Origin of the sequence: Hyphomonas atlantica corrig. (genome assembly GCF_000682715.1) — a bacterium.
Taxonomy (GTDB): Bacteria; Pseudomonadota; Alphaproteobacteria; order Caulobacterales; family Hyphomonadaceae; genus Hyphomonas; species Hyphomonas atlantica.
In genome coordinates this window covers 85,299-100,948 of record NZ_AWFH01000005.1, presented here as the reverse complement: position 1 = coordinate 100,948, position 15,650 = coordinate 85,299, and the positions used below count along the sequence as shown (strand labels likewise).

Annotated in this window: 15 protein-coding genes and 1 pseudogene; 8 read left to right on the top strand and 8 right to left on the bottom strand. The window is 58.9% G+C overall.

Annotated elements, in window-relative coordinates; all coding sequences use genetic code 11:
* Positions 1-18: 18 nt before the first annotated feature.
* The 8 genes and pseudogenes from HY36_RS05440 to HY36_RS05400 all read right to left on the bottom strand — a co-directional run bounded on the left by HY36_RS05440 (position 19) and on the right by HY36_RS05400 (position 6,814).
* Positions 19-573 carry a S26 family signal peptidase gene (locus tag HY36_RS05440; protein WP_158531521.1) on the bottom strand — a complete coding sequence of 185 codons (555 nt, stop codon included), beginning with the start codon at positions 571-573 and terminating at the stop codon, positions 19-21.
* A gap of 17 nt (positions 574-590) precedes the next feature.
* Positions 591-833: a helix-turn-helix domain-containing protein gene (locus tag HY36_RS05435; protein WP_051602531.1), complete on the bottom strand. Its 243-nt coding sequence runs from the start codon at positions 831-833 to the stop codon at positions 591-593.
* Positions 834-1,010: 177 nt separating this feature from the next.
* Positions 1,011-1,334 (bottom strand): DUF736 domain-containing protein, encoded by a 324-nt coding sequence (locus HY36_RS05430; protein WP_035549592.1) that lies wholly within the window; start codon positions 1,332-1,334, stop codon positions 1,011-1,013.
* A 449-nt stretch (positions 1,335-1,783) separates the two neighbouring features.
* Positions 1,784-3,556: a ParB/RepB/Spo0J family partition protein gene (locus HY36_RS05425; RefSeq protein WP_035549568.1), complete on the bottom strand. Its 1,773-nt coding sequence runs from the start codon at positions 3,554-3,556 to the stop codon at positions 1,784-1,786.
* Between the two features lie 258 nt (positions 3,557-3,814).
* Entirely contained in the window at positions 3,815-4,759 is a 945-nt protein-coding gene (locus tag HY36_RS05415) for an ArdC family protein (protein ID WP_051602529.1), read from the bottom strand.
* Between the two features lie 376 nt (positions 4,760-5,135).
* Positions 5,136-5,687 carry a methyltransferase family protein gene (locus tag HY36_RS17675; RefSeq protein ID WP_051602528.1) on the bottom strand — a complete coding sequence of 184 codons (552 nt, stop codon included), beginning with the start codon at positions 5,685-5,687 and terminating at the stop codon, positions 5,136-5,138.
* A 32-nt stretch (positions 5,688-5,719) separates the two neighbouring features.
* The gene (locus tag HY36_RS05405) at positions 5,720-6,172 is read right to left on the bottom strand and encodes a methyltransferase family protein (RefSeq protein ID WP_034827847.1); all 453 of its coding nucleotides are present in this window, start codon (positions 6,170-6,172) and stop codon (positions 5,720-5,722) included.
* Positions 6,169-6,814 (bottom strand): annotated as a pseudogene (locus HY36_RS05400) (cation transporter). The gene HY36_RS05405 and the pseudogene HY36_RS05400 overlap by 4 nt, the downstream one beginning before the upstream one ends.
* 89 nt (positions 6,815-6,903) lie before the next feature.
* Between HY36_RS05400 and HY36_RS05395 the strand changes: the two are divergent.
* From HY36_RS05395 to HY36_RS05360, 8 genes are all read left to right on the top strand, one after another.
* Positions 6,904-7,344 (top strand): MerR family transcriptional regulator, encoded by a 441-nt coding sequence (locus tag HY36_RS05395; RefSeq protein ID WP_051594960.1) that lies wholly within the window; start codon positions 6,904-6,906, stop codon positions 7,342-7,344.
* Positions 7,345-7,556: 212 nt separating this feature from the next.
* On the top strand, positions 7,557-8,348 hold the full coding sequence (locus HY36_RS05390; RefSeq protein WP_112061941.1) for a cation transporter: 792 nt from the start codon (positions 7,557-7,559) through the stop codon (positions 8,346-8,348).
* Positions 8,345-8,824 (top strand): signal peptidase II, encoded by a 480-nt coding sequence (lspA, locus tag HY36_RS05385; protein ID WP_051594959.1) that lies wholly within the window; start codon positions 8,345-8,347, stop codon positions 8,822-8,824. Before HY36_RS05390 ends, lspA begins: the two co-directional genes overlap by 4 nt.
* A gap of 87 nt (positions 8,825-8,911) precedes the next feature.
* Positions 8,912-9,349: a hypothetical protein gene (locus HY36_RS05380; RefSeq protein ID WP_034827842.1), complete on the top strand. Its 438-nt coding sequence runs from the start codon at positions 8,912-8,914 to the stop codon at positions 9,347-9,349.
* A gap of 54 nt (positions 9,350-9,403) precedes the next feature.
* On the top strand, positions 9,404-9,772 hold the full coding sequence (locus tag HY36_RS05375) for a hypothetical protein (protein WP_035549565.1): 369 nt from the start codon (positions 9,404-9,406) through the stop codon (positions 9,770-9,772).
* 74 nt (positions 9,773-9,846) lie between these two features.
* The gene (locus HY36_RS05370; RefSeq protein WP_034827840.1) at positions 9,847-11,139 is read left to right on the top strand and encodes a TolC family protein; all 1,293 of its coding nucleotides are present in this window, start codon (positions 9,847-9,849) and stop codon (positions 11,137-11,139) included.
* The gene (locus HY36_RS05365; RefSeq protein WP_034827838.1) at positions 11,136-12,470 is read left to right on the top strand and encodes an efflux RND transporter periplasmic adaptor subunit; all 1,335 of its coding nucleotides are present in this window, start codon (positions 11,136-11,138) and stop codon (positions 12,468-12,470) included. The genes HY36_RS05370 and HY36_RS05365 overlap by 4 nt, the downstream gene beginning before the upstream one ends.
* Positions 12,471-12,480: 10 nt before the next feature.
* Complete coding sequence (locus HY36_RS05360; protein ID WP_034827860.1) at positions 12,481-15,606, top strand: efflux RND transporter permease subunit; 3,126 nt, start codon at positions 12,481-12,483, stop codon at positions 15,604-15,606.
* Positions 15,607-15,650: the final 44 nt, after the last annotated feature.

Sequence of the window (15,650 nt, the reverse complement as noted above, 5' to 3'; positions counted from 1 at the left end):
GGCAGGGGGCGGGCGGGGTTACGACAGCACTACCGGGTTCGCTTCTGATTCCCTTGCATCCGCATGTATCGCTTTGCATCCGCTTGCGCCCTGTCTGTCCCGGGCCACGAAAACGGGGATGGCGACGCCATCCAGGTCTGTTTGTTTTACGGGACCGAAATACCGGCCATCAAGCGACGCCGGATGCGGCGTCAGCAGGAAAAGCTCATCGCTTTCAAGCCGGACACAGCCATCCCACACAGGCAGGTTTCGGCCACTGGAATCGACAATCAGCGCTTCCGCCACAACTTCATCATTGATCAGAATGTCGCGTCCGGTCCGGCAGATTTCATCGCCGGGACCCCCGGCAATCTGTTTCAATAACGGCCAGTCTTCGCCAACAAATTCATGCTCCTGCGCCCAGTTCGCTTGCACGCTCTGGCTGGAGACGACGACCCATCGGCCAGGGGTGAAGGGCGCGTCGCTCAGCCAGTAAAGCCCTGTCGGTGCGCTCGCGGTCCGGTTCCAGATCAAGCGATCTGCGGGGTCGAGAACCAGACCGAAAAAGACAAGACCGGCGCTAAATCCTGTCATCCAAAGCGTGCGCTTTTTCATTCCGGCTTCTGCAGGCGTTCGGATGTGGACGCATAGGAATTGCGCTCTGACCAGCGGATGAGATCGGGTTTCGGATAGAAGACCCGCGCGCCATGTTTGCGGTAAATCGGCCCGCGTCCCTCGCAGCGATAATGGTCAAGCGTTGAGCGTTTCAGCCTCAGAAATTCTGCCGCTTCCTCGACACTCAAAAGCTCCGGCCAGCCATCGTTTCGGCGATCATTTCGTCTGTTTTTCGTCATTGTACACAGTGTCCTTTCATCACTTTTGAGACGAAAGGATTGGCGGAGATTGCGGGATTTTGCAGAGGGAAAATGGATCACATGAATTTTCCCCCGACGTTTTAACCAAGGAAAAAGCATAAAAAAACCGCCCCGGAGAAAGCCTCCGGGGCGGCGTTATGGTTGGTGTTTCGGCGTCTAGCCCTGCGGGTTCCAGAGGATGACGTGGCGGCCATCCTTATCCTTGACCGGGGCGAGGTTCGCATAGATTTTGCGCGGGCCGATCATCGGGTCTGCGAGGGTGAGCGAGACATATTCGCGGCCCGAAGACTTCGCGGTGCGGACCCAGCCGCCGCCAATATCGGAGCCTTTCTCTCCGGCATAGACCCTGAAATCGGGCTGTTTGTCGGCGGTCTTTTCGTCATTTTTGATGATGCGGATCGGCGTGTTGAGGCTCATCATGGCAAGTGCGCCTTCAAAGCCTGTGTCTGTTTCGCTGACATATCCAAGTGCGTTAGCCATTTTCATATCTCCTTTTGGCTTCGTGTCGCGGGCGCCCCGATGGCTCCGTTGACGCTGACCTAAAGGGACGGCGGGCGGCAGGTCTGAACCGCGAAGCGGGCGCAGCAAAGCGGAGCACCGCCCGGTGGCGGAAATTTGATTCGCGGTGAATGCGCGTTCGGTCTTCTTCAGACCGAACAGCAGAGGAAATTTCTGGCGATGGGCGGTTTCATGGCCCGCAGGCGGTCGTCCAGGTCAGGCAAGGAAACGGGGCCGCTCGGGGCGTCCTTCGTGCAATGCCAGAGGTGTTTGCAACTGGCAGGCACGCCAATATGTCAGGAACAAACAGGGCAGTTGGTAAGGAAACCACCCATGTCGTTTCGCGAGCTTGCTTCCGCGCCACCAACAGGAAAAGACCGCCCGGCAAAACTGCCGGACGGTCCCGAACCATGCCGCTTACGGGAGGCGTGTCAGGCGGCGATGGCTGTCTTTGCTTCCGGGGTTTCGAGCGAAGCCCTGTCCTCGCTGTCCTCGAACAGACCCCTGACGGCCTCCCACGCTTCGGCGGGCGGGCATGGCGCGCCGTCAAGATAAGAGGATGGCGACTGCCGCATCCAGCGGGGCCGCCAGTCCGGGTCGGGGTCGCATCCATGCCCGGCGATGCGGTTGCGGATGACGGATTTCTGCGCCTTTCCGGTATCGGTCAGGACAGACCGGGCCGTGGATGGCGAGGCGATTTCAGCGACCACTTCATTGATGACGCGCTTGTCGCGCAGCAAGTAAAAGAACGCCTCATCGGGCGACCACAGCGCGGCAAAATCCGTGTCCGTCACATGTGCGGCGGCTTCGACGGCGGGCGAACCTGCCTGCAGGGTTTCGCCCATTGCGACGGCGAGAACATGCAGCACCTCTTCATCACTGAGCGCCAGAAGCCGGGCGAAGGTCTCGCAAGGGTCGGCGGGAAAAGCATTCTCCGCCACCAGCGAACCGTCTTGGTCATCCTGCCCAATCAGCGCCTTGGCCTTGGCGCGGTGCGCGGCGAACTTCACTTCCCCTGCCGAAGCCGCGAGGCTTTCCGCGGTCGCTTCCTTCCGTGTGCGCTGCTGCTCAACGTCCAGCCGCCAGTTATCCGAGCGGGTGACAAGATGGGCGACGGCGAGGCGCAGCGCGACGCCGGGCGCATCGCACAGACTCGCCCTGACGGCGGCGTGACGGTGCAGCGCGACATATTCCGCCAAGGGACCGGACATTTCCGGTTTTGGGGCGGGCTTGCCGTTCTCGCCATCGCCGCCCCGGCCAAGGATACGCTCGATTTTCTCGATGTCCTTTGATGGCAGATAGCCTTCATGGGCCGTGACAGAGCCGTCATGGCGGGTCTCGATATAGACCTTGCCGCCGTCTTTCCGGCTGCGCTTGCCATGCTCCCATGTCAGGAAGTGCGCGCCCCGTTCCAGCACGACGGTTTCGGCCCAGCCCTCATTCCGGTAGCGTTCGGCCATGTCGGCGATGGCCTCATTCTGGCAAGTCCAGAACAGGTCAGCGTCCCCGAAAATGGCAGTCTCGCCGAACAGGTCGGTCAGCACGGTCCCGTCATAGGCTTCCAAATCGAACAGCGCCTTGTCGGTGGTGATGCGGCCGCCGCCTGTGAGCCAGTCTTTCAACTGCTCGCCGCGCGGGGCGTATTCGTCTTCCGCGTTCAACAGGGTCAGCCAGTCTTCCTGCTGCTCTTTTGTGGCGAGCGTCAGGGCGTAAAGCGTCCGCTTGTCGATGATTTCGGCCCTGTAGAGCGCCTTGATATCATCGGTGAGCGCCGTCAGCGCCAGCACCCGGCGCACCATGAGTTCGGTGACGCCGAAGCGCTCTGCAATCACCGTGACGGTCTCGCCTTTTGAAGCAAGCCGGGCGAAGACGTCATATTGCAGAAACTCGTCGGCTGGAAGGTGGGTGGTGTTCTCGACAAGGGTCGCTTCCAGCGCGGCAATGTCATCGCCGGATTGCATAACGAGACAGGGCGCTTTCTGCGCCTTGCCTGTCTCCTTGGCGAGGCGTTTGAGGGCGAAGAAACGGCGGCGTCCGGCGACAACGCCATACTTGCTACCTTCCTTGCGGACCAGCATGGTCTGCAAGACGCCGCGCGACTTTATCGACGGATAGATGTCGGAAATGTCGGGCGCTTTGCGCCCGTGGCGCATATTGAGCCGGGACACTTTCATGTCGGTGATAGGGATATGTTTTAACTGCATGGCGTTGCCTCCTTCATGATGTGCAGTTGGTGGGATGCCCCGTGCGTCAGCGCACAGGGCGGTTTTCAAGCCAGAGGCGGTAGGCGCGATGCGCCGCCCCCTCGCTCTCGAAAATGTGGAAACAGCCGCAGACCAGCACGGCCCATGCGCCAATGTCTTCGGCGTCAAGCGATGCAAGCGCCGCGTCGAGTCGGCTGATGCGAAAGGGCGGATTCGTTCGGCAGACAAAATGTCCCCCGGACCTTTTGTTTATCTGCCTCACCATGGCGCCGCTTCCATCGCTGCGGCAGCGCTGCAGGGGTCCGGCGCGGCATAAGCGAGAATGTAATCAGCCGCCTTGGAAGCGAGCGACGCGGCGCGAAAAATGGCGCGCTTGTCCTCGCGCAATACTTCCAGCCAAGAACCGATGTAATCCGTATGCCGCACGGTCGGGGCGATGGACTGGTCCGCGCAGATGAACGCACTGGCGAGTTCCGCCACCAGTTCCTCGCGGGCGTAATCTTTGGTGCCGAATGCGCCTTTCAGGTCGCGGGCGAGGCGTTTCGGGTGCCCGGTCCAGTGGCCAAGCTCATGAAAGCAGGTGCGGTAATAATTGATCTGGTCAAAGAAAGCAGGCTGCGGCGGAACCTGAATGAAATCCCTGGACGGAACATAATAGGCGCGGTCGCCGCCAATCCTGAAATCCGCGCCCGTCGCTGTAATCAGCGCTTCGGCGCGGGGGATAATCTCGCGCTCCGGCAAGTCGGGCGCGTTGGCGGTCAGGTCTTCGGGCAGGCCGTCGCACTGGTCTGCATTGAACACGGTATAGCGTTTGAGAAACGGCACCGTGCCCGGCGACTCGCCCGTCTCGCGCACACGTTCCCGTTCGGCTTTCGGGGTGAAGCGGTCGGCATAAACAACCGTCGTGCCGCGCTCGCCTTTGCGAACACACCCGCCAAGTGACAGCGCCTGTTTGAAGGTCAGCCATGTCTGACAGGAACGGCTTTGCTCAATCGCCGCGCCCCATAAAAGCAGAATATTGATTCCGGAATAGCGCCTGCCCGTCGCGCCATTCTCGGGCAAGCCAAGCGGAGTAGCCCCCTCCACCCCGCCCCAAGGCTGCACCCAAGGCGCGCGCCCCTGTTCCAGTTCCGCGATGATGTTATCCGTGACCTCTGAATAAAGGTCTTTCCGCGTGTTTCGTTGTCTGCGGCGCTGCGCCATCTCTGCCTCCTCTGACCCCCGCTTTTTTCCCGCAAGGCGGGGGCGGTGAGAGGCCGCTGGCCAGATGGCGTCAGGCGTGAGCGGAAGGGGTCAGGTAGGAGGCCGCAGGCACATAGACGATCTTCAAGACGCCGCCCCCCTTCCGGGAGCGCCGCCATCTGGCATGCGCGCCTCCGCCCCCGCCTGAGAGGGAAAAAAGAAGCAAACATGCCGGCGCGCCAGCGCCGACCGAATCCTTCACAACACTGCTTAAAAACTGCGCCAGGGATGAAAGCCCGAAGGGCCGGGACGGCGCGCAGCGATGGCCTGGTTCACGCCAGCCCGGCCGGCGAAGGCCGGGGCGCCCTTTCCTTGGTCGAACAGCCGAACACCGCCCTTAGAAAAAACGCCGCGTTCGCTGCTTATAGGCGCAATACTCATCCCCATACTGGCGTTCCAGCCAGGGCTCTTCTATCCTCGGAGCGAGCCAGTACATCGCTGCCCATAAAGACAGCAGAAACGTTACGCGCAAATCGTTCAAGATGATCGCCCAGCCCAGCAGACCAAGCCAGGTCACGACATAGATCGGGTTCCGGCTGAAACGAAACCAGCCATCTGTCACCAGCCCCCGCGCTTCGCCGAAGGCATTGCGCCAGCCCATCTGGATTGAGATCCAGAAGGCAAGGCCAATACCCGTGACCGCCAGCACGCCGCCGACACCTTGCCGGGCCATGGCCCCCGCATCCTCCGCCGGCTCAAAAACGAGGATGGAGAGCGCAACAAGCGGGTATAGAAACAAACGAAAAAAGGCCCAGAACGTCCGGTATTGCCAGCTCCGTTTTTCCGGAGGCGGAAAAAACTGAAAATCGCGTCGGAACAGCGATACCGCACACAGCGAAAAGATCGCTGCCGCTCCGGACACTGACAATCCGAACGCCAGCCATTCCATCCATAGGGGTGTATTGAACACAGGCGCGCCTCCTAAATCCAGCGCCGCGTGCGGATACGGTAGGCGTCAAACGCTTCACCGAATCTCGCCTGCAGCGCGCGCTCTTCCGGTTTGATCTGAAACTCAGTCATCAGCCAGACAAAGAGAATTGGAGCTACGAAAGCGGACAAATTGCCCATCAGAAACGCGCCGCCTGTCAGAATGGCCGCCATGGCCAAATACATCGGATTGCGGCTGATGCGGTAAAGCCCTGTGGTGACCAGCGTGGCAGCCTCTTCAGGGGCGAGCGGATTGACGGTTGTGCGGGCGCGGATGAATGCGCCGAGCGCGAGCGCCAGAATGGCCATGCCAGCAGCGATGAAAAGCAACGCCGCCGCAGAACGCCACACGCCTTCGAACGCCAGAAAAGGCGTGACAGAGGACAGTCCCCAGCCGATCGCACCGCAGATCAGGACCTGAACAAGAGGTGGAATGCGCAGGCTCATGAGGACGATTCGACCGGAGTCGCATGCGACGCGCCGGTTGTGTTCAGTTCCCGCAGGGCCTGCAGCGTGATGGCGCTCGCCGATTTCAGGAACAGGCCCGCCAGAAGGGCGGCGACAAGCAGGTCCGGCCAGGCCGTTCCGGTCAGCGCGACAACCCCGCCAGCGACGATCACGCCGACATTGCCGATGGCGTCATTGCGCGAGCAGAGCCAGACCGAACGCACATTGCTGTCGCCGTCGCGCCAGCGCAGCAGTATCAGCACGCTCGCGACATTGGCGGACAGTGCCAGAAAGCCGACCACTCCCATGGTTGCGGCTTCCGGCGGCGCGCCGTTCATGACCCTCAACACGGTCATGCCGAGGACGGCGATCGCGATCGCTGCGAGCGAGGCGCCTTTGATCAGCGATGCAAGCGCCCGCGTCCTCAGGCTCGCCCCGATAACGAAGAGGCTGAGCGCGTAGGTCGCCGTATCGCCTGCGAAGTCGAGTGCGTCGGCTTTGAGGGCCTGAGAGCCCGACATTATCCCCGCCGTCATTTCAAACAAAGAACATGACCGCATTGATGGCGATGACGGCCATCAGAGCCCGCTTATAAGCAGGCGAAACCCCATCAAATGTTTTGTCCTCACAGCAACCCGACATCTTCTAATCCTATTCCCCATTGACGATTCTCGAAGAAACCCTACAGTCTACAGCGACTATAGAGGCAAGACTTTTCTTTGGAGCCCGGAATGACGCAGATGACCATTGGTCGTTTATCGAAAGCGGCGGGCGTGAAAGTGACAACCATACGCTATTATGAATCGATTGATTTGATGGGCGAGCCGGACCGAAGTTCGAGCGGCCAACGGCTATATGGCGATGAGGCCGTGCAGCGTTTGTCGTTCATACGGCATGCCCGTGATCTTGGTTTTCCGATGGAGGCCGTTCGTGAAATGATTGATCTGCAAACTCAGCCGGATCAGGATTGCACGGCCGTGGACGCGATAGCCCGTGAACAGCTTGCAGATGTGCGCAAACGCCTGACGCAGCTTGAAGCGCTTGAGGCGGAGCTCAAACGGATGATTACGTGCTGCGAGGGCGGCCGGGTTGACACGTGTCGGATCATTTCAACGCTCAATGATCATAGCGAATGCATCGCAGATGCGCATGAGCGGCTTTCGACCTTTTGAGCAAACCGCTTGACCCTACAGTGACTGTAGATGGTAATTCTCTTCCATTATTGAAAGCACCTCCCGATAAATTTGGATGGGCGAGACTGAATGGAACAACGACAAAGCATACGTGTAGTCTCTCAATTGAGAGCATTGTCATGAGCAAAACATCTACCTCCCCAACAGCAGGCTCCGACACTTCGCTCCCGTTTCGTTACCGGGTATCAGGAATGGATTGCGCGCGAGATGCTGCCGAAATCGAACGGGCGGCTCAATCGGCTGGTGTCGCCCCAAAAGCCGTCAAAGTTTCGGCTGCGACACATATTATGACGCTATGGGTTTCAGAGTCCCAACTTCCAGAAATCGAACTTGGCGTCGCCAAAACCGGTTACGGCTTCGAGAGAATTGCGCCAGGCGATGATGGCCCCGCCGCCTCACAAACCCAAAAGAATCCGGAGTATTTACGCGCCCTTTGGATCGTAATTTTCCTGAACGTTGGTTATGGAATTGTGGAAATGATCGCGGGTTTTTTCGCCGGTTCACAGGCGTTAAAAGCTGATGCGTTAGATTTTGTCGGTGATGGTCTCATTACATTCCTCGGCGTGCTCGCAATCGGCTGGAGTCTTGCCTGGCGCGCTCGTTCAGCCATGATTCAAGGCGTATTCCTAGCTTTGCTTGGCTTCGGCGTACTCGCGAATACGGTGTGGCGTCTTCTTAATCAAACGATACCTGACGCTGCCCTGATGGGCATGTTCGGGCTCATCGCGCTCGTCATAAATGTCATCGCCGTCTTACCGCTACTCCCTCACCGAAAAGGCGACGCTAATGTCCGCGCGGTTTGGTTGTTTTCACGTAATGACGCCATCGGGAACGCGGCCGTAATTGTGGCAGCAGGTTTGGTCGCCTGGCTCGGTCACGGTTGGCCCGATCTCGTGGTTGCAGTCGGGATCGCCGGGCTATTCCTGCATTCTGCATGGGCAATAATTCGCGATGCACGCAACGACCTCAGAGCCGCAATATGACCATTCAGAAGATTGGATTCATCATTGGTCTGGGCGTTCTGGCGATAGATCAACTCACTAAAGCACTTATCCTCAATATTGATGCCCTGGATAACGGTGTGACGGTCCTTCCATTCTTCAACATTGTGCGGCTCAAGAACAATGGTATCAGCTTTGGTCTTCTAGGCAGCCTGCCTCCCTGGCTCCTTACTCTAGCCGCTCTATCGATCGTCGCGGTTTTATTCTATTGGTTATGGCGCACCGCTGATCGCCAGATCGCAACCGCACTCGGGCTGATTACAGGTGGAGCACTCGGAAACATAGTCGATCGCGTGCGACATGGAGCGGTGACCGATTTTTTAGATTTTCACATCAATAACTACCACTGGCCCGCGTTCAACTTCGCCGATAGCGCGATTGTCTGCGGTGTCGGCTTACTGTTGATCTCTGAGTTACTCACGAAGCCACGACGGACGGATAATGCTGAACAAAAATAGCGGCTGATTAATCTGGCCCATGCTTAATAGTTGTCGATGTAAGAATTCGCTTGCCCCTACAGCCACTGTAGGGGCTATAAAACCGACATGATCAAATTCGATTCACTTCGCGTTGGCCTCGCAATGGCCGCCTCAGCGCTCGTAGCAAGCTGCGCCAGCTTTGCCGATCCGCTCACTGAGACGCTACAACCGCTCGGGGCCTGGGCCAGCGGGACCGACGGTGACGCCTGTGAAACCGCTCCGATTACTTATTTTTCATCGGATGGGGTCGTGCTTGTCCTCCTCAGCGCCAAAGGGCCGGTCCATGCGATTGGCAGTTGGGACCGCAACGGCGACGTGCTGGCCATGACGCATAATGACTTTCCGCTCGATCCCAGCGGGCAATCAAAACCCGCTGTTGAACTCAGTATTATGACATTGGACGCTGATAGATTTGTCACCCGAAATGCCAAGGGCGATATTCGGGAACGCATTAAATGCAGCGAGATTGCGATAAAGACGGGTCATGACACTGAGCCGCACTAAATAAATGAATAGATTTAATGATTTTGACAATGAAATTGGATAGTCGTTGAGCGAATGAAAATTGTAACCGTCATATGCACCGCCAGGTTTTGGCTTGCGCTCATGTTGAGCGTGACCCTTGGTATGGGTGCAACGGCGGCCGATATTCATCCTGTGGACGCTGAAGAGATTGCCTGTATGACCGCAGACGCTGAAGCGCATCATGCCGCCGAAATCGGTGACACTGAAAATGATGATAGTGAGCAGCGTCCGGCCCACAAACATCATACTCATAGCTGCGGGCCATGCCATTTGCATATGGTGGGTATGAACAGCCTGACCTTCTCTTACGCTTTATCAGCTACATCGGGGCTTCGCCCCGGCGCAGACCAGCACGTTCCGCGCGCTGGTCCTCACGGTCTTTATCGTCCTCCGCGTGCCTAACCTGACTCTCTGAATCCGCGCCTTTTGCGCGTGGGTTTGATGTCGATTCAGGTTATCACAAGGAAGAATATCCCATGCCAAAATTCAAACAGGGCGCACTCTGCGTCCTGATCGCGGCTGCCTTTGCAGGCACAGCGGTCGCGGCCCCGTGCAACGGGCCAACAGGCAGCGCGCCGACCATCGTGCCCGATGCGCCGCTAACCCTCACTATGGCGCTCATGCAAATCCGTCATGCGTCCCCGGATGTCCGCCGGGCCGCACTGGAGACGCGCGCCAGCGCAGCCGAAGCCGATCAGGCTGGGCGCCGTCTTAATCCGTCAATCGGACTGGAAATTGAAAACTTCTCAGGCACCGGACCGCTCAACGGGTTTGACCAAACCGAAACCACGCTCGCCATTGAGCAGACATTCCAGCTTGGAGGTAAAAGAGCCAAGCGCGAGCGTGCCGCGCGGGCGCGGGCAGCGCTCGCCGACGCTGAATGCCGCGTCATATTAAGAGAGACCGAGCTAGAAGCAGCGCTGCTCTATCATGACCTGATCGCCGCGACAGAACTCGCAGCGCTGGCACGGGAGTCGGCGGATCTCGCCGTGTCTTTGGCTGAAACCGTTGCGAAACGTGTTGAGGCCGGCGCGGCCGCCCCGCCGGAGCGCTCGCGCGCCGAGGCAGATGCGGCTGCACTCAAAGCCGCCGCACTTGCCGCAGACGCTGAAATTGATCAACGCCGCTATGAACTCGCCGCGCTTTGGGGAAGCTCAACGCCGGTTTTTGCGCCCCCGCGCGCCATATTGTCTGATGAAAGTGAAATACTCTCAAAGACGCGCGGGCTTGACGAGCACCCGGCGCTCGCCGCGGCTAAAGCTGGAGCAACAGCCCGCGACGCTGAGCAGGACGCCGCCCGCGCGGCCGGTATTCCTGATGTCACGGTTAGTGCGGGCGTTCGCCAATTTGAAGAGACCGGCGACAATGCGCTCCTGGTCGGGGTCACCGTGCCGATTCCGCTTTTTGACCGTAACCGCGACGCCGCTCGCGCAGCGGGTTATCGCGCCGATGCCGAACGTATCAGCGCCGTCGCCGTTGAGGCCAGATTGCGGTCGCAGCAACAGGCCGCCGCCGCGCGGGTGCGCGCCGCCGAGGCCCGGCTGACGCTACTCGAACAGGAGGCGCTACCTGCGGCCCGTTCCGCCTACGACGCATCTGTTGAAGGCTACGCGGCAGGCCGGTTTGACCTCACATCAACGCTCGATACCCGTAAAGGGCTGATCGAGGCAGGCGTCAGCGTAATTGACGCGCGGCGTACCCTTAATGCGGACCTCATGCGTCTCAAAAGCCTGATCGGTGCCGCCCCGTTTAATGGAGACTTCCAATGAAACAGACACATATTTTGCCAACGACCATGATGGTTCTGGCCGTGATTTTGGCGGGATGCGGCAATGCAACCCCGGATACAAATCGGGTCGCTAGCGAAACCTCCGCCGCGACCGCTGATCACGATGATCACGATGATCATGCCGAAGAAAAAGCGGATCACGATGACCATGGCGAGACCGATCAAGATGATGAGCATGACGATCATGCGGAAAGTGACGGCGAGCCTGACGGCCATGATGATCATAGTGAATCCGAAGGCGACGTTGTAAAACTAACCCAGGACGCGGCCACTGAGGCCGGTATTGAAACAGCAATTGTTGCAGAGGGGGCGATTGCGCAATCTCTCAGCCTTCCGGCCGAAATCCGCTTTGACGCTGATCGTGTTGCCAATGTCTCGCCCAAGGTCAGCGGCGTAATTGGCAAACTCTATGCGAGCGAAGGGGATCACGTGGCACGCGGCGATACGCTGGCGCTGATCAAGAGCCGTGAACTCGCAGGTCTGAAAGCCGCTTGGCTCACGGCGGAAACGCGCAAAGCTCTGGCCAGTCAGGCGCTGGCCCGCGAGGAAAAACTGTTTGCGGACAAGATCACCTCGGAAGCCGATTTGCAAGCCGCGCGGGCGGAATTTGAAGCTGCGAAAGCCGATAGTGACGCGGCTGAAAATGAGCTCCATGCCGCAGGTGTCAGTCATGCCGCACTGGAGCGCATTTCCACGGCGGCTGACGGCGATAATGCCAATGCCTATCTGACAGCGCCGATTGCCGGAACGGTGGTGCGCCGCACGGTCATGCTGGGCGAAACGGTCTCAGCCGGGGATGCCGGCGCTGATCCGCTGTTCACCCTTGTCGACGATAGTGTCGTCTGGGCGGATATTGCCGTTTACAAACAGGACATCGCCCGCATTCGCGTCGGCGCTCCTGTCGCGCTAAAAACCGACAGCGGTGAAATCCTTGCGCAGTCCACAATTGCCTTTGTCTTGCCGGTCATCAGCGAAACGTCACGCACCGCGACGGCCCGCGTGATCGTTGACAACCCGGATGGCACACTGCGACCTGGTCAGTATGTCACGGCCGATCTCAGTGTTGGCACATCTGAGCAGGTTTTGCGCGTACCGGAAGCAGCCATTCAATTGGTTGAAGACAGACCTTCCGTGTTCGTCCCTGTCGAGGGCGGCTATGCACCGCGCGCAGTGATGACAGGCACCAAATCCGGCGGGTTTGTGGAAATCCGCTCCGGCCTAATGGCGGGTGAGGCAGTCGTGACAGACGGTGCCTTCACCCTCAAAGCTCAACTCGAAAAAGACGCCTTTGGCGATGGCCACGGCCACTAGGACATTTGATATGATAAATTTAATGCACCGTATCGCCGGAGGGCGGCTGCTCGCCGCCATCGCGGCGCTCGCCATGACCCTTGGCGGATTATTCGCGTTCAAGGCGCTACCCGTTGACGCCTTTCCCGATGTGACACCCTCACTCGTTCAGGTCTTCACAGAAACCGAAGGCCTCGCCCCAGAAGAGGTGGAGCGCTACGTGACCTATCCAATCGAGACCGCCATGTCCGGCTTGCCAAAGCTAGACCATATGCGCTCGGTCTCAAACTTTGGACTGTCCGTCGTTAACATCTATTTTGAAGACGGCACGGATGTCTATTTTGCGCGCCAGGTTGTTGGTGAACGCCTCGCCGAAGCGCGCGGCAATATCCCCGATGGCTTTGGTGACCCGCAAATGGGGCCGATTTCAACAGGTCTAGGGATTATTCTCTATTTCCGTCTCGAAGATGAGACCGGCGCGCGCGATCTTGTAGAAATGCGCGAAATCCAGGACTGGATCATCAAATACCAGCTTCAGACTGTGCCCGGCGTCACCGAAGTGCTGTCACTTGGCGGTTATGAAAAGCAGTATCAGGTCAGGCTCGATCCGGACGCGCTATTGGCTTACGACATCCAGATTGGTGATGTGATGACCGCCCTTGAGCGCGGCAACAAGACCGAAGGCGCACAATTTCTCGAAATCGGGGCCGAGCAATATACGGTCCGCGGCGTCGGACTGGCGCGATCGGTTGAAGATCTTGCGGAAATTGTCGTCAATGTCGATGATGGCCGCCCCGTGCGGGTACGCGACCTCGGTGAAATCATTGTCGGCGGCGGGGTACGCCAGGGCCTGGCCACCGCCAATGGCGAAGGTGAAGTGGTCGCGGGACTGGTGCTCAAACTCTATGGCGCCAATACGTCCGATGTGATTGCGCGCGTTCAGACACGCTTTGAGGAAATCAACAAAAACCTGCCGGAAGGCGTCAACGCCGTGCCCTATTATGATCAGGGAACACTGGTCAACAAAGCTGCCGCCACGGTGACAACGGCGCTGTGGCAGGGCGCGCTACTCGTCGCACTGGTCGTTTTCGTCTTTCTGGGCGGCTGGCGTCCAAGCCTGGTTGTTGTCCTTTCTATTCCATTTTCCGTGGGCTTTGCCTTCATCGCGATGCAATGGCTCGGCATCAGTGCCAACCTCATGTCGCTGGGCGGCGTGGCCATTGCCATTGGCATGATGGTGGATGGGGCTATCGTCATCGCAGAAAATGTCGACCGGGGATTCCGGGAAAGCGATCCGTCTGTCGATCAGAGAGATGTTGTGGCGCGCTCGGCTGCGGAAGTCATAGCGCCGCTAATTGCGGCCGTTGCGGTGGTGATCGTCGTCTTTCTGCCGCTTTTCTCGCTGCAAGGCGTGGAAGGTAAAACCTTCCGGCCTCTGGCAGCCTCCGCGGCGCTCGCCATGACGGGGTCATTGTTCTACGCCGCGCTGATTGCGCCATCGCTCGCAAATGGGGTCATGCGTCGGAGCAAAAAGCCGCGTGAGGACCGTCCGGGATGGATTGCCCGCACGGTCAGCCAAGCCGCCGGATTCTTCGTTCGCCAGCGTTTGGCGGCGATTGCTCTGGCCGCCATCCTCCTCGTAGCGGGCGGACTGGCCGGATCGCGCCTCGGGTCTGAATTTACTCCTTCGCTTGAAGAAGGTGATGTTCTACTCCGCGTGACCATGGCACCATCTATCTCTTTGACAGAAGCGGCGGAAACGACCACCCGCGTTGAGAAAAGGCTTCTGACGGCCTTTCCGGAAATCAAGTCTATCGTGACCCGAATCGGTCGCGGTGAGGTCGGGGCCCACGCCGACCCGACCAATAGTGCGGAAGCTTTTGTTGAACTCAATCCGAGGTCGGAGTGGCGCAAAGGCTTGTCGCCGGAGAACTTGCGCACAGCGATATCGGAAAATCTCGAAGGTGTGCCCGGTATTGTCGTCAATATCGGTCAACCTATCGCGATGTCTGTTGATGAGCTTTTGACCGGGACGCGCGCAGAACTTGCCGTGAAAATTTTCGGGCCGGACAGTGATGTCCTGTTGAAAAAGTCACAAGAGCTACAGGCCATCTTGCAACAGGTCGATGGGGCAGCTGAAGTTCAGGCTGACCAGATTACAGGGGCGCCACAACTCGTGGTGCGTGTCGATCGCGCGGCCCTCGGGCGGTATGGTCTCGATGTTGAGGACGCGCTTGACGCCTTGCGGACCTCGGTCGGCGGCGCAGAAGCCGGCGCTCTGTTTGAAGGCGTTCGGCAATTCCCGATCGTCGTGCGGTTTCATGAAGAGAGCCGCGATACAGCCGAAGCCATCCGCCGTTTGGTGCTGGAATCGCCGACCGGCGCACGTGTCACGCTGGAAAGCGTGGCCACTATCGAGACCGTGATTGGTCCGCGCCAGATCACGCGAGAGGATGGCGAGCGCTTTATCACTGTCCAATCCAATGTGCGGGGCCGTGACATCGGGTCTTTTGTAACGGAGGCGCAAGCTCTGACGGACGCCAATCTTGACCTGCCTGCAGGCTACCGCGTTGTCTGGGGCGGTCAGTTTGAATTGCAGCAACAGGCCAATGCTCGGTTCGCAGTTGTGATACCAATCACGCTCGGCATTGTATTGCTGATCCTGCTACTGACATTCGGACGGCTTAAATCGGCAATTCTCATACTGCTGAACATCCCCCTGGCGTTAACCGGAGGCGCGCTCGCACTCTGGATTACAGGCCTGCCTGTCTCGGTTCCCGCGACGGTTGGTTTCATCGCGTTGTTTGGTATCGCACTTGGCAACGGGATGGTCCTGGTGAGCTTCATGGATGATTTCGCCCGCGCCGGGCGGGACCGGGATGCGCTCGCAATCGATGCGGCTGGGATGCGCGCCAGACCCGTTCTGATGACGGCGATGACAACCGCTTTGGGACTTGCGCCCTTGCTGTTTGCGACTGGCGTCGGCGCCGAAGTACAGCGGCCTCTGGCAACTGTCGTCACAGGCGGGCTTGTCTCTTCAACTCTGCTGACGCTGCTCGTGATGCCGGCATTGCATCGGTGGTTCTCGCCAAAACCTGACTCGCATCATTCGCTACTGGAAACACGGCACAACCCCGAAACTGTGCCAGCGGAATAAATCACTCCGCCTTGGCGGTGTAATCCGCCAAGGCGTCACTTTTT

Excerpts from the sequence above, each read along its gene's own strand:
- HY36_RS05435 (WP_051602531.1), bottom strand. The coding sequence starts at position 833 with ATGACGAAAAACAGACGAAATGATCGCCGAAACGATGGCTGGCCGGAG.
- HY36_RS05365 (WP_034827838.1), top strand. The coding sequence starts at position 11,136 with ATGAAACAGACACATATTTTGCCAACGACCATGATGGTTCTGGCCGTG.
- HY36_RS05375 (WP_035549565.1), top strand. The coding sequence starts at position 9,404 with ATGAAAATTGTAACCGTCATATGCACCGCCAGGTTTTGGCTTGCGCTC.
- HY36_RS17675 (WP_051602528.1), bottom strand. The coding sequence starts at position 5,687 with ATGGAATGGCTGGCGTTCGGATTGTCAGTGTCCGGAGCGGCAGCGATC.
- HY36_RS05405 (WP_034827847.1), bottom strand. The coding sequence starts at position 6,172 with ATGAGCCTGCGCATTCCACCTCTTGTTCAGGTCCTGATCTGCGGTGCG.
- HY36_RS05415 (WP_051602529.1), bottom strand. The coding sequence starts at position 4,759 with ATGGCGCAGCGCCGCAGACAACGAAACACGCGGAAAGACCTTTATTCA.
- HY36_RS05395 (WP_051594960.1), top strand. The coding sequence starts at position 6,904 with ATGACGCAGATGACCATTGGTCGTTTATCGAAAGCGGCGGGCGTGAAA.
- HY36_RS05430 (WP_035549592.1), bottom strand. The coding sequence starts at position 1,334 with ATGGCTAACGCACTTGGATATGTCAGCGAAACAGACACAGGCTTTGAA.
- HY36_RS05360 (WP_034827860.1), top strand. The coding sequence starts at position 12,481 with ATGATAAATTTAATGCACCGTATCGCCGGAGGGCGGCTGCTCGCCGCC.
- HY36_RS05380 (WP_034827842.1), top strand. The coding sequence starts at position 8,912 with ATGATCAAATTCGATTCACTTCGCGTTGGCCTCGCAATGGCCGCCTCA.
- HY36_RS05425 (WP_035549568.1), bottom strand. The coding sequence starts at position 3,556 with ATGCAGTTAAAACATATCCCTATCACCGACATGAAAGTGTCCCGGCTC.
- lspA (WP_051594959.1), top strand. The coding sequence starts at position 8,345 with ATGACCATTCAGAAGATTGGATTCATCATTGGTCTGGGCGTTCTGGCG.
- HY36_RS05440 (WP_158531521.1), bottom strand. The coding sequence starts at position 573 with ATGACAGGATTTAGCGCCGGTCTTGTCTTTTTCGGTCTGGTTCTCGAC.
- HY36_RS05390 (WP_112061941.1), top strand. The coding sequence starts at position 7,557 with ATGGATTGCGCGCGAGATGCTGCCGAAATCGAACGGGCGGCTCAATCG.
- HY36_RS05370 (WP_034827840.1), top strand. The coding sequence starts at position 9,847 with ATGCCAAAATTCAAACAGGGCGCACTCTGCGTCCTGATCGCGGCTGCC.